Annotated in this window: 13 protein-coding genes; 7 read left to right on the top strand and 6 right to left on the bottom strand. The window is 42.8% G+C overall.

The window, feature by feature from the left end:
• Positions 1 to 17 precede the first annotated feature (17 nt).
• Positions 18 to 2,066, bottom strand: coding sequence for a hypothetical protein (locus HYN43_RS14390; RefSeq protein ID WP_119410011.1), 2,049 nt, complete (start codon positions 2,064 to 2,066; stop codon positions 18 to 20).
• Positions 2,067 to 2,151: 85 nt separating this feature from the next.
• Here HYN43_RS14390 and HYN43_RS14385 point away from each other — a divergent pair, with 85 nt between their 5' ends.
• Positions 2,152 to 2,595 (top strand): lipocalin family protein, encoded by a 444-nt coding sequence (locus tag HYN43_RS14385; protein ID WP_119410010.1) that lies wholly within the window; start codon positions 2,152 to 2,154, stop codon positions 2,593 to 2,595.
• Positions 2,596 to 2,717: 122 nt separating this feature from the next.
• A complete protein-coding gene (locus tag HYN43_RS14380) occupies positions 2,718 to 3,170 on the top strand; it encodes a lipocalin family protein (RefSeq protein ID WP_119410009.1) in 453 nt (150 codons plus the stop codon).
• Positions 3,171 to 3,174: 4 nt separating this feature from the next.
• Here the strand turns inward: HYN43_RS14380 and HYN43_RS14375 are convergent, their stop codons facing one another.
• The 5 genes from HYN43_RS14375 to HYN43_RS14355 all read right to left on the bottom strand — a co-directional run bounded on the left by HYN43_RS14375 (position 3,175) and on the right by HYN43_RS14355 (position 8,530).
• On the bottom strand, positions 3,175 to 5,289 hold the full coding sequence (locus HYN43_RS14375; protein WP_119410008.1) for a hypothetical protein: 2,115 nt from the start codon (positions 5,287 to 5,289) through the stop codon (positions 3,175 to 3,177).
• A gap of 48 nt (positions 5,290 to 5,337) precedes the next feature.
• Entirely contained in the window at positions 5,338 to 5,778 is a 441-nt protein-coding gene (locus tag HYN43_RS14370) for a hypothetical protein (RefSeq protein ID WP_119410007.1), read from the bottom strand.
• Between the two features lie 227 nt (positions 5,779 to 6,005).
• A complete protein-coding gene (locus tag HYN43_RS14365; RefSeq protein WP_119410006.1) occupies positions 6,006 to 6,716 on the bottom strand; it encodes a hypothetical protein in 711 nt (236 codons plus the stop codon).
• Between the two features lie 48 nt (positions 6,717 to 6,764).
• Entirely contained in the window at positions 6,765 to 8,024 is a 1,260-nt protein-coding gene (locus HYN43_RS14360) for a PBSX family phage terminase large subunit (protein WP_119410005.1), read from the bottom strand.
• Positions 8,025 to 8,059: 35 nt separating this feature from the next.
• The gene (locus HYN43_RS14355; protein ID WP_162996482.1) at positions 8,060 to 8,530 is read right to left on the bottom strand and encodes a terminase small subunit; all 471 of its coding nucleotides are present in this window, start codon (positions 8,528 to 8,530) and stop codon (positions 8,060 to 8,062) included.
• Between the two features lie 156 nt (positions 8,531 to 8,686).
• Here HYN43_RS14355 and HYN43_RS14350 point away from each other — a divergent pair, with 156 nt between their 5' ends.
• From HYN43_RS14350 to HYN43_RS14330, 5 genes are all read left to right on the top strand, one after another.
• Positions 8,687 to 9,193 carry an antitoxin Xre/MbcA/ParS toxin-binding domain-containing protein gene (locus HYN43_RS14350; protein WP_119410003.1) on the top strand — a complete coding sequence of 169 codons (507 nt, stop codon included), beginning with the start codon at positions 8,687 to 8,689 and terminating at the stop codon, positions 9,191 to 9,193.
• A gap of 65 nt (positions 9,194 to 9,258) precedes the next feature.
• Positions 9,259 to 9,723 (top strand): RES family NAD+ phosphorylase, encoded by a 465-nt coding sequence (locus HYN43_RS14345; RefSeq protein WP_162996481.1) that lies wholly within the window; start codon positions 9,259 to 9,261, stop codon positions 9,721 to 9,723.
• 82 nt (positions 9,724 to 9,805) lie between these two features.
• Positions 9,806 to 11,050 carry a BamA/TamA family outer membrane protein gene (locus HYN43_RS14340; RefSeq protein WP_119410001.1) on the top strand — a complete coding sequence of 415 codons (1,245 nt, stop codon included), beginning with the start codon at positions 9,806 to 9,808 and terminating at the stop codon, positions 11,048 to 11,050.
• A gap of 272 nt (positions 11,051 to 11,322) precedes the next feature.
• Positions 11,323 to 11,925, top strand: a complete 603-nt coding sequence (locus HYN43_RS14335; protein ID WP_119410000.1) for a hypothetical protein — start codon at positions 11,323 to 11,325, stop codon at positions 11,923 to 11,925.
• A 146-nt stretch (positions 11,926 to 12,071) separates the two neighbouring features.
• Complete coding sequence (locus tag HYN43_RS14330; RefSeq protein WP_119409999.1) at positions 12,072 to 12,362, top strand: RNA recognition motif domain-containing protein; 291 nt, start codon at positions 12,072 to 12,074, stop codon at positions 12,360 to 12,362.

Genomic DNA, 12,362 nt, shown 5'->3' with positions numbered 1-12,362 from the left:
AATGCAGCCTTGCACAGCTATCCCATTTTTACTAATTCAACCTTAGTTGGCTGCCCCGCCCGCCAGCTATCAATCTTATTAATATAATAGTAACACCCATCCTGTTCAATATAGACAGGTACAAGCAAGTCAAGCTCCAGTATATCGCGTGGATTCAGCAAAAAGTACCGTACTACCTTTTTTGTGCGTGTAAGGATTTTTTCAAGTTCGCGGTAGTAATTACTTTTTAAACCAGGTAAAGTTTTTCCGCCGGTTCCGGGTTTATCGGCAAAGCACAGGTTGTACTCGCCATCGGGCTTATAAAAATAAGGTACAGATATGATATCGTTTACCTCTGCTGTTTTTTCGCCGTCGGTAAATTTTACTGTAGGATAATTCTTGAGGCTACGCAAATCCAATTTCTGATCTATCAATATTCGCGGGGATGTGCTTATGGTAAAATCGTTGGCGTCGGCATCCGGATCTGCCTTTTTTATCTGGGCTACCGAGCCCCCTGTATAGGGCGTATTTAGGGATGGTGCAAACTGGCTTTCAAATAAATCGGCCGAGGCCGGCAATGTTTTATCGGCTACTTTAATTTGCGCATCGGCAAAGTTTTTAGGCAGTACGTTATCATCCTCTTTATGTTTCATATTATTCACCTGCGCATAACCGCCGAGTTGAAAGCTGATGGCCTTACCCTGGTTTAAGGTTTTGCCGGTCCAGTTTTTGGCAATAGGAATATTGGCAACAATATCGGCAAATGAGTTGAAGGATACGATACGCTTGCTGTTATCGGTTTGGCAAACAATACCAAAACGCTGCAATACATCTTTCAACAAATCTTTTTGGCTGATATCCGGAAAAATCCGCTCGCATTGCACTTTCTGCCCGTATAAAAGCTGTTTCTGATCAACATCAAACCTAAAAGTAGCTCCCTTGTGGATAAAAACAGTAGTGTTGTAACGGTGTAAATGGAACGAGATAAATATCGAATCGCCTTCGGCGAGGTCAAATTCGTGCGTTACCTTCAAATTTTTAAAGTTTTCAGTGCGTTCGCGAGCGCCGGCAGGGTAGGCTTTATCGGTAAAGTTAACGGTAAGCGTTTCGGCATGGCTGGCATTTCCGTTGGCGTCGCGATAGTCGATATAAAGTTCAAAATAGCCGTTATCGCCGGTATTGGCAATGCCGTGCATATCCATATCAAAAATAACACTTGCAGTGCCTTTAACCCGTTTGGTTGTTGCATGATATTCGGCAAAACCTATGGGCCGGGTTTCGTCGGTATGGCTGTTGGCATGCATGCCGAGCTGCCCGCCATCAATGGTGATCTGTTCGGAAGTAACGTACAATAGTGAAGCGGCTTTGCCTGTACCTTCGGTCGAGTTTTGATAATCGGTACCGTGTTCAAAATTATCATTGGCAAACTGGCAGATGAGTTTGGGGTAAAGTTTGTTTTGCAGCAGCGATCCGCGGGCTTTATAGCCTGTATTCTTTATCATTAAATCGATAGCGGTTTTAATGAAAAAGCCGGGCCGCATGGTAAAAATATCAATCGGCTTATCAAAATCGGGCGTTATAAATCCGTAGTCGATCACCGGCCAGATCCAGCCATCCTGTTTGGTTTGTGATGTAACAATCTCGTTCAATCCCCATTCATGATCGTATTCCTTCCATGCCAGGTTTTGGCCATAATTTGTCCACTGGCTGCTGCTGTCGCCCATGTCATATATTTTGCCGTCGAGCGCATCAAAAAAATCAACATTACCGCTTAGTACGGTAATATTGGCACTATCCTGTTCAATACCGTTAAGCACGGCCAAACCGTAAGGGATAATTTCGAGCCCGTCCTGCACTATTTTGGCCTGGTAGTTATCATAAGGCAAGCCGGTGGTAAAAGCAATATCATCCGGAAAGCCTAAAATTTGCCTGTTGCGTTGCGTTAACGGCAGTTTAAACTGGTTGCTGGTGTTGCCTTGTTGGTTTTTAACCTCGGCCAGGTTATTAATCTGGAAGGTGAGGGCAATGGGACTGTCGTCGCTCAGATCAACAAGCTGATCATTAATATAAAGCTGTAGCTGGTTCATGTAAATGTTATAGCTGGTTTATAAGCAATAAATTGCGTAGGTTTATTGGGTTAATTAATTACTTATCACAAAACCTTCAAAGCAAATGAGATTTCGGAAATACCCGCCTGTTGTACTGTTAATGGCTTTATTGCTGTTTGCCTGTAATAAAGATGCCGTTGAACAGCCCGGCGGGATAGTTGGTAAATGGAATCTGAAAAAAACACGGGCACGCTTTTACAGAAACGGCGTGCTATACAGAGATACTTCGGCAACTAATTATACACCTGCACATTTTCAGGTTTTTAACAGCGATAGTTCGGGTTATGTTTCGTGGCCTCAATCATCCGGGTCCGCAATCTTCACATTTAAATACACTTTGAATGGAAATTTGCTAAAGACTACCGACACAAGACCCGGTTCTCCCGAGTTTACCTATACCGTAATTAAGCTTACACAAAGTTCCCTTGAATTAACTTTTGAAACGTCGATATCCACAGCAACAACCCGTTTAAGTGAGATAGAAAATTACACCTACAAACGGGAATAGCTCTTTATTGCGTTTGCATATTGATGAATCGCTTCTTTAAAATGCTTATTGCTGATTTATAAGCAATAAATTGTGTAGATTTATTTTACTCACCAATTCCGGTTATTTAAACCCCCAGGCGCATGAGATTATCAAAATACCTGCTTGTTTTGTTGTTACCTGTGCTTTGCATGTTTGCCTGCAGTAAGGATAAAAATGCCGCTGAGCCTGCTCCCGGCATAGTAGGTAAATGGTATCTTAAAAAATACCAAACACGTACCTACAAAAATGAGGTACTGGTAAAAGATACCTCGCGGGCTAACTATACACCTGCAGATTTTGAAGTTTTCGGTAGCGATGGTTCCGGTTATACCTCAAATTTTACCCCATCCGGCGAAACCGCGTTAATTCAATACAAATACACTTTAAATGGCAATGTACTGGTAATTAACCGCACTACACCTGCTTTTTATGAGGGTACCTATACTGTAATCACGCTAACCAACAGTTCGCTTGAAGTAAGCTACGAAAGTTCAATTACCCTAAACGGCGATCATTACCGGGGGATAGACAACATTAGTTTTAAACGGGAATAGCTGTTTATTGTGTTTGTATATTGATAGATGGCATATTAAAAGTAACGCTAAACGGAGCCTGGCCGTTGCGGGTTTCGTACTCGCTGTAAGTTGCCGTATTGATAACGATAGTTTGCCATTTTACCGGGTTTTTATTAACCAGCATCTGCACTTTGGGTGAGTATTTAATGGATTGAAGTCCTTTAATATCGTTAACCGACAGATCTTCGGCCATTACCTTCATCTTTTGTCCGGCGCTTTTACTTATCACTTCTTCAATACCCTGCTGGGTTTCCCAGTTTTGTACATAGTTTTTAATGATCACCGCGTTTTGCACATCGAGGCTTACCTCCTGGTTATATACAAAGCGATAATAATTCCACGAGCCCTTAAGGCCTATCCAGCGTAAATAAACAGAGTTATCGTCAACCGCATCGTCTATCCTGATGATTTGCGGTTTTGTGAGTGCCGTGAAAGTTAAGCCTTCACCGTATTTGATCTGCGCAGTAAAGTAAAAAGCCTCCGGTGGAAAATTGGCGCTAACCATCAGCCTGTGTAAACCGGTACCCCCGGTTAAAGGAATTTTAAATGTTGTTTGATTACCGATGATGTATTTACTGCCATCTTCGTTAATGATCCAGCTGCCATCTTCGTTTTGGAGTGACGATGGTGTATCCCCACCCGGTAACTCATTCCGGTTTATATCAAGCAATGTTAACTGGCAGTAGGGTTGCAATCCGGCCATTTGATCGGTAAAAATAAAACCGATATCAAACGGGTACCCTACCGAATAAGCTGGTTGCGCAAAATCGGTTATCCATAGCGCAGGTTCGGCATTGGGATAGGTGTTGGGTACGTAAGCAGCCATGTTTCCGCCATATTTATCACCCAGTTGTTTGGCGGCAAACAACACATAATAAGGGTTAGGGATCTGGCTGTAGGTGGTTGTAAAGCCCTCATCGGTGCCGTCATCATAATGTTGGGCATACTCAATGGTATAACTGCTGCATAGGTTGGTATCCCTGATATCGGCCAGCGTGTAGTTACTGTTATCAACCGGGCGTACCAGGCTTTGCAAAAAGTTGGATATATCGGTACGGATTAAACCCGTGTTATCGGGCCGGTTTATTGATTTGATGGTGTTTGTGTTACCGGTTAATACATCGGTATAAGTTATGCGGGTATACAACTCATAGTAAGGATACATGCTGTTTATATTAACAAAACCCGATGTGGCATTACCCGAGTAGGACGCATCAATTACAATGCTGTTGCTGCCGGTTATTTTTTCTACCAGGTAAACGCCATTGTAGTTGTTTGTGCTGATATAGATTTTATCGCCAATTTTAATCTTCGTTTTGCCTGTAGCAGGATCATTAAAGTTGCCGTTTACAGTAATTTCTGCGTGGCCGCCGTCTGCATTGGCTAATATACTTTTAATGCTGAAATCTTTACGTTGATAAGTGAATACTACGGGATTAAAAGCGGCATTCCAACGGGAAACGTATCCGTTAGGGAGTGTAACCGAGGGATCGCCGGTTAGCAGATTGGTTAATATCGGGATGCTGATGGCAGCGGTATCTGTACATCCCAGTGGGTTATTGTCTTTCACCATAACCTGAATCGTGCCTCCTCTTAACCCCGAAAAAGCGGCGGAGCTTTGCCAGTTAAGGCCGCCATCAATACTATACAAAATGGGCGCATAGCTTGTTGATGCACTAACGGTAATACGGGCATCTGCCGCGCCGGGGGCCGATTCGGGTTTATCAATGCTGATATGGTTTATGGAAAGATTGCACACCCCGGGATTTGGCGAGGGATTATTACCTGGCCTTACGGATACGATGGAATAGGCAACCCAATGGCTGTAAATCTGATCGCCTGATGGGCTGTAACTACTGTCGCGTATGGTACCCGAGTAAAGCAGGTACGACTGACCGGGAATAACAACTGTAAAAGTGCTCAGGGAACCTTCGTTATTCAACTGGTAGGTAACCTCGCAATTGTTGCCGTTGGCAGATTGGTTGGTATCGGCATCATAAATGCCGATGTACACATCGCCGCTATCAATCTGGCCGCCGTTTTGGTCGGGGTAGGTGGTGGATATGTTTATCTCTTCAATTCGGGCTGTTATATTCATTGCTGATAAAATGGATTAAATAACTGTTTGTGGTTGATATCGGCAGACCTAAAACTTATCGAAATACATGGTTGAAAGTGTAATGGTTAAGCCAATACCGCTTGTATTTACATCAAGCTTGTTATAAACCGGTACGCATTTGACCTTTTGCCCGGCCTTTACTTTAAAATACCGGCCTTCGCCTTCGCGATAGGTGGAAGCTTTTACAATAAACTCGTTGGCCAGCTGCAGGGCCTGGGTTATATATGTTTCATTATCGGCCGTAAACTGCCCGAATTCTGTTTTAAACAAAAACTCAAGATAAAGTGTGGATGCATTATCAACCGAGCCATTAACCTGCGGCAATAACTCGATACCCTGCAGGGGGTAAAGAAACACACAGGGGAATGAAATATCATCGGCTATCACATTAAGTTCGGTCTGGGTGCCGTAGGCAAAGGTTGGGTTGCCGCTAAGGGTTTGCACTATGGCTTCTATCTGGTTACGCATGGTAATAATTCCCGCCGCCCTGAAGATGGGTTTGGTAAAATAAATGATAGGCCAACAGGGATAGGCCGAATGATTTGGTATTGAATGTTATGATTGAGTAGCAAGCTCGCTGTATCTTTTTTGATATTCGGCTTCGGTTTTATTGAGCAGTAGTTTGGTTAACACCCGCTCGTAGGGCAGATTCATGATGGTTTCCCATTTGGTTACGTCGCCGCCGGCAAGGGCGTTTATGGTATTGATATATTTAAATTTTTCGAAGGCCTGGATGCCTGCCCTTTTTTCGAGCGGGGTAGAAGCCGATGCCAGAAGCTTGTTTTCGGTTTCGATAAGTTGGGATAACAGTGAAAAAAATGTTTGGCTATGGGCATTGCCTCCGTTACCCGCATTTGCTTTACCTGGTTTATAAATTCATCGACCTCGTACTCGTTGTAGGGTTTGCCCGTGGTTCGGCAGTAAAAATATTGGGCAAGCACCTGGCAGCATGCTTTTAATGATGGATTGAAATGGTCCTGCCAGCTATCTTCGCCATGCTTTTTTATAAAATCGTTTATCTCTTCGGCAATGATATCGCGGGCGGCCATAAATGCGCCAACCGGCTCAACCGATAGGCTTTGCATCACTTTTATCTTTCGCGCTGCGTTTGCATTGCCGGGCAGCTTGAAAACAACTTCTTTGGGTACGGTATCTAAATGATACAAATACCTGATTTGGCCGGCCAGTGAAAGTATGGCCTCGCCAAGCTCATGAAAGTCATCATAATTAACAACATTTTTAAGATCATTGGCCGGGATGTTGGCTAAAATACTGATGGCCTCAATGTCTTGTGCATCAGTTTTTTCCTGTAGGTCCATCATTTGCCCAAGTGTTATTTCATCCAGTTGCGTGGGTATAGCTACGCGCAACTTTCCGCCGATGGTTTTTAAGGTACGTTCTATCATTTAGTTGAGGTGTTGATTCGTTTTATTTTTGTGCTGATGAGATCAGGGTTAAAGCATTCCGCTTAGCATATCTGGCTGCTGCGCAGTTGCTGTAACCGGCAGGCGTGATTGCGCTTTACCGGTATGGCCTATTTTTAATTTATTAAGGGCGATATACCGGAGCGGATCAATCAGGTGATTGCAGTTATCCACCGGCTGGTTAATGGTTTTGCCAGATGCATCGGTACGCCATTTATACCGGTTAAGCTCATTACGCAGGTTTACGCTATCGCGGGTTACGTTAATTTTATATCGCTTCAGGATATCGATAGAGTTTTTAACGCTGTCAGCACCTTTTTTGGCGGCAGTTATCCGCCAGCCAAGCCGCTTCAACTCTTCTATCGATTTTGGTTCGGCGCTATCGGCAATAATTTCGTTATTAAAACCAACTCCCGCACTTTTTAAGCGCGCCGAGATATCGGGGTTGGTTAAGCCTGTTTCGTAAAAAAGCTCGTTAGCCCATAGCTCGCCGTTTTGCAGGTATAGTTCCAGGCAGCCTGTCTCATCATTGGTAAAACCAAAATCAAGGCCAAGGGCTATCAGTTTAGCACCGGCGGGGATGGCCTCACAAATGTACCAGTTGCCAAACACCAGCCCGGTTATTTTACCGGTGAGGCCGCGGGCATAAACTTTCCATAATTCAAGGTCCACGTTTTTTAAGGCCTCTATTTTATCCCTCATGGTGTTGGTAAGGAATGGATTGTGCCTGTGGTCGGATACAATGAGTTGTACGCCCGGTTTGCCTATCAAATGCTCGTGCGCCCAAAAGCCGGTATTGGGGTTATAATCAATAAATACACGCTTTTTGGTGCGCAGGGCCAGTTCAGTATACACATCCCATGTTATACCGTTGGCTTCATTTATAAACAGGTAATCCCTCTTGCCCGATTTGGCATCCTGGCTGTTATCATAGCTTTTAAACTCTATCAGGCTGCCGTTGGTAAATTCAAAGGTACGGTCGGTTTTGTTGTAACTTTTTATTTTACCCTGTAGTATTTCCGAACTGTGGTATATGTTTAAAGCATCGCGCAGGGCACCTGCTTTAAGGTTGGGGATATCCTGCCCAACAATGGTAATTATTTGTTTGGGCTTTTCGCCGGCAAGGCAAAAGAGCACCTGTTCAATAGCAAAAGTTTTACCGCTGCTTGTACCGCCCTGGTTAATTACAATATGCGCAATAGCCTGGTAGTTTTGTTTAAACAGTATCGAGCAATTAAAACCTTCGGGCGTTGTAAAAATCTCATCAGTTATTGTTGTTTCATCGGTCATGGTTTAGGTTTTGCCTTATGGGTTAGAATCGGGTTTTACAGCGAAACGTCTTTTTCGTTGCCGGCAGGCGGCGGACCTGTATTGATAATCTCAACTTTCAGGATATTATTATTTTCGGCATTGCCCGCGGGTTGCGGCGGCTTTTCATTCCAGCCAATGCTTTTTAGGGCAAACATGGCTCCTGTGGCATTTTGGTGCAGGGCAACTTCGTAGCTGGCTTCAATGCGGAGTACTGCACGTTTCAATACATCGGCGAAGGCACCGCCGGTGCGGTAGGCTTCCAACTCATCGCGGCTGTTAAAGCCGAGGTAAAATGCCAGGCCCGATATGGTGGCTGGCTCGGGAGGGCGATCCCATATTTTTTGATCTACGGTTTCTACATGGTCTTTGGTAACTTTTACTGGTTTTTGTTCAATATGGTATTCACCTTCAATATAGGTGAAGTATGCATCAATAAACTGCCCGGCCCGGACGGCATTATTGCAGGATAATAAATCAGGTTTCATTATGTTTAAAATGCCGAATGGCATAAAAGAATAATCAAAGATACGAAGCTTTTTTGAGATATGCTAATTTTTTTGGTAATAAATTGACATACTTTTTGGGGTGATAAAACAAATGTAAATATTTTCTATTTAAATAGAAAATATTTACATTTGTGTATGAGCAAATCAGTGAAAAATCGTGATACGGATATCCAGGCCAGGGTAGGGCAGGCCCCATCCAAACCTTATGTATTTACCGAAGCGCCCATGCAGGCTTTTAATGATCTGCTGGTGCCTTACGAAACCTATTTTAAATCGCCTTTGGCAAAGTTAGGGGCTATAAAACATGGTTTGGGCTCAAACTCTATCTCTGATTTATTAAAAGTAACCGGTGCTACCCAAAGCGATATTGCCAGGTGGCTGCATATTACCGAGCCTACTCTGCGTAAACATTTGCAAAGCCCTCATGATTTAAACCAGGGCCTTAGCGAACATATCATCCAGCTTTTTGAACTTTTTGATAAAGGTATGGATACTTTTGGCTCGCCTGATGAGTTTAAAAGCTGGCTAAAACATTATAATCCGGGTATTGATGCCATCCCTTATGATTTGCTCGATTCCATTACCGGCATCAGCATTGTTATAAGCCAGCTAATCCGTATTGATTACGGTGTGCTTGCGTAATGTTAATTAGTGAATTATTGATTTAGCGAGTTAGTGACGCTTGCTGATTTAAATTAATCTGTCTGTTGAACGTTTATAGAATAAGCCAAACCAAATACGCTTACGATCGTAAGGGGCCTGGCATTGATGGCCGCTGGAATTCGTTGGGGCAATATATGATCTATACCGGGGGCTCGCTGGCACTTTCATGTTTGGAAAAATTGGTGCATACACCCGGAACTTCTTTATACACCGGCGATTTTTCGGTGATTATTTTTAATGTACCCGATGATTTGCCTGTTTTTGAAATTAAGATAGAAAAGCTTCGTAAATTAAATGACGACTGGCACAAGGTGATCAATTATCCCATAACCCAAATGCTTGGCGATACCTGGCTGCGTAAAATGGAAACGGCGGTTTTAAAAGTACCATCGGCCATTATCGAGCTTGAGTATAACTACCTGTTTAACCCGGCTCATCCCGATTATGATAAAATAACCATCGGCAATGTTAGCAAGTTCACTTTTGATCCGCGGCTTAAAGCGCAATAACATCTTCAAAACAAATAATCAATAATTATTTTATACTTGCAGTTGTAAACCTTTAATCTCCCCTGCGGTTAAATAATTATAAATGGGTGTTAACAAAATAAGTATTTTAATTTTCGCAGGTTTACTGATTGCTGTTGCCGCGCGTGCCCAGGATAAAAGATATATACCCATAGGGCATACAAAATATAAAGATACCGTACCGGTAACCCATCCCGATACCACTTTTGAGCGCGATATTTTTGACGTGATCAGTTCTGTTTTTCATGAAAACCAAAAGCCGGGTAAGGTTGATTCTGTTACGTCAAAACCGGTTATATCCATTATCCCGGCGGTGGGGTATACGCTGCAAACGGGTTTTGCAGGTACTATATCAGGCAACGTTATTTTCAGAATGGCACCTGAAACGCGCATCTCCACCATTACCATAAACCCTGCCTATACGCAAAATAAGCAGGTGATTATTCCTATACAATCCAACATCTGGCTGAAGAATGATAAATATGATCTTATCGGCGATTTCAGGTTTTACAAATACCCGCAAAGTAGTTTTGGTTTAGGAAGTAATTCCAATATAGCCAACGAAAATCCCTTGGTTTATAGTTTTTTCAGGTTTCACGAAACAGTATTGCGCAATATAAAAGGTAACTTTTTTGCCGGGCTGGGCTATATTTTTGACGACAGGTGGAACATGTACGAAAAAGGACAGCTAAACGGGCAGGCGTCAGATTTTGAACGGTACGGCCCGGTAAGCAAATCAATATCCACAGGTATAACCTTCAGTGCATTGTATGATAGCCGGAATAATCCGATCAATGCCTCGCGAGGCTTTTACAGTTCGCTCCAATATCGTGATAACTTCACGTTTTTAGGCAGCACAACCGCCTGGCGATCATTAATTATTGATGTGCGCAAGTATTTCCGTTTCCCCGAACAATCAGATAACGTACTGGCCTTCTGGTCGTACAACTGGCTGATCATTCATGGTCGCCCGGCTTATCTTGATTTGCCGGCCACCGGGCACGATCCTAATTTCACTACCGGTCGCGGATATATCCAGGGCAGGTTTCGCGGTGCGCAAATGGTTTACCTCGAAAGCGAATACCGGTTTAAAATAACCCGCAACGGCTTACTTGGCGGTGTGGTGTTTGCCAACGCGCAATCGTTTTCGGCCGCGCCGGGTACGGCATTGCAGGGTATTCAGCCAGGTTTCGGTCCGGGCCTCAGGGTTAAACTTAATAAAGTATCAAAAACCAACATCGCTATTGATTATGGCTTCGGTCGCCAGGGCTCTAAAGGCCTGTTCATAAATGTAGGCGAAGTGTTTTAAACTGTATGACGTTTTGACCAGCAGGGTTTTAGCCTGGTTTTCCTGTTTTTAAAATGATATATTTTTTTCAAATTTCTCCTAAAAACAGGCGGTTGTAAAAGTGTTTTTTGCATTTTTTGTAAAAGTGACATTTTATGCCTAATTATGAATGAAATAGCACGAAAATTGCTAATTGTAAGCCGTAAGTTAAAAAACGTTAAAAATTTAATTGCCCAATACTATTTGATGAAATTTGTAATTAATTTATTGTATGTTTAAGCACCAATAAGCCTATGATCCGTAACAGCTTTACCAAATGGTTTTTTTTACTGATGTTATCCGTTTCGGTGGCTGTGTCTTCCTGTCAGAAAGATTCGGAAGTGAAGGATCTGGACGAGGCTAAAACAGCGGCTGTTACCAGTAAGGATAGTGTATCTGCGGTAAATATCATCAACACCCCAGGCAATTTCCTGGCAGGTAAGGGATCGTTAAAAGTTACCATCGAAGATTCGACCTATATATTTGATGCTGTTAAAGATTCTATTGCTTTTATTAATGTGCAGGACGGTGATAATAAATATTTTGGTATTACCGCTATCAACAAGGCTCATAACATGAGTTTCGGGATAAGCTCGTCGGGTTTGGCATCGGTTAAAAAAAGTAGTGATGTTGCCGGCAGCCAGTTTTTATTTAAGGTTGACGAAAAGAAACCTTTGCTGCAATACACGCTTACCAAATATGCCGGACAGCAGGATTTTGGAAAAATTGATATGGAGGAATACAATCACGAAAGCATGATAGCCAAGGGTACATTCTTTACATTTTTGGCCAAAGACGATAAATCCGATTCGCCTTTTTATAGGGTGGAAGGTAGTTTTGAATTGCAATTGAAATAATCTTTTTTAACTGCGCAATCTTTTTTTAACATCTCTTTTACTTCGTAATACTAAGGTAAAAAAGCCATTACCTCTGCGCGTTTGATTTCTCCCGACGTGGTAATCCGCGGCTTTTTTTGTATCTTTGCATAAATTTAAAAATATTGATGAAAGTATTTATTGCAGGTCTTCCTTTAGAAGTAGATGAGGCCGAATTAACAGCAGTTTTTGGTGACTTTGGGCCTGTTAAATCGCTCAGAATTATTAAAGACCGCGAAACAAAAGAGAGTAAGGGTTTTGGTTTTGTGGAGATGGTTAACGAAGACGAAGCTAAGGAAGCAATCCGTTGCATGAACGGCGCAAACTATTATGGACGCAGAATCACCGTTAACGTGGCTGAAGATAAAGGCCCTGGTTTTAACAACGGAGGCTCGAAAGGCAACTTCAGGCGCAATTAA

Source organism: Mucilaginibacter celer, assembly GCF_003576455.2.
GTDB lineage: Bacteria > Bacteroidota > Bacteroidia > Sphingobacteriales > Sphingobacteriaceae > Mucilaginibacter > Mucilaginibacter celer.
The sequence above is the reverse complement of the archived record's forward strand: the minus strand, read 5'-3'. Positions and strand labels throughout refer to the sequence as shown.

What these genes read in the sequence shown, in the direction of transcription:
- HYN43_RS14390 (WP_119410011.1), bottom strand. Translation starts at nt 2,066, where the DNA reads ATGAACCAGCTACAGCTTTATATTAATGATCAGCTTGTTGATCTGAGC.
- HYN43_RS14385 (WP_119410010.1), top strand. Translation starts at nt 2,152, where the DNA reads ATGAGATTTCGGAAATACCCGCCTGTTGTACTGTTAATGGCTTTATTG.
- HYN43_RS14380 (WP_119410009.1), top strand. Translation starts at nt 2,718, where the DNA reads ATGAGATTATCAAAATACCTGCTTGTTTTGTTGTTACCTGTGCTTTGC.
- HYN43_RS14350 (WP_119410003.1), top strand. Translation starts at nt 8,687, where the DNA reads ATGAGCAAATCAGTGAAAAATCGTGATACGGATATCCAGGCCAGGGTA.
- HYN43_RS14370 (WP_119410007.1), bottom strand. Translation starts at nt 5,778, where the DNA reads ATGCGTAACCAGATAGAAGCCATAGTGCAAACCCTTAGCGGCAACCCA.
- HYN43_RS14375 (WP_119410008.1), bottom strand. Translation starts at nt 5,289, where the DNA reads ATGAATATAACAGCCCGAATTGAAGAGATAAACATATCCACCACCTAC.
- HYN43_RS14355 (WP_162996482.1), bottom strand. Translation starts at nt 8,530, where the DNA reads ATGAAACCTGATTTATTATCCTGCAATAATGCCGTCCGGGCCGGGCAG.
- HYN43_RS14360 (WP_119410005.1), bottom strand. Translation starts at nt 8,024, where the DNA reads ATGACCGATGAAACAACAATAACTGATGAGATTTTTACAACGCCCGAA.
- HYN43_RS14335 (WP_119410000.1), top strand. Translation starts at nt 11,323, where the DNA reads ATGATCCGTAACAGCTTTACCAAATGGTTTTTTTTACTGATGTTATCC.
- HYN43_RS14365 (WP_119410006.1), bottom strand. Translation starts at nt 6,716, where the DNA reads ATGATAGAACGTACCTTAAAAACCATCGGCGGAAAGTTGCGCGTAGCT.
- HYN43_RS14330 (WP_119409999.1), top strand. Translation starts at nt 12,072, where the DNA reads ATGAAAGTATTTATTGCAGGTCTTCCTTTAGAAGTAGATGAGGCCGAA.
- HYN43_RS14340 (WP_119410001.1), top strand. Translation starts at nt 9,806, where the DNA reads ATGGGTGTTAACAAAATAAGTATTTTAATTTTCGCAGGTTTACTGATT.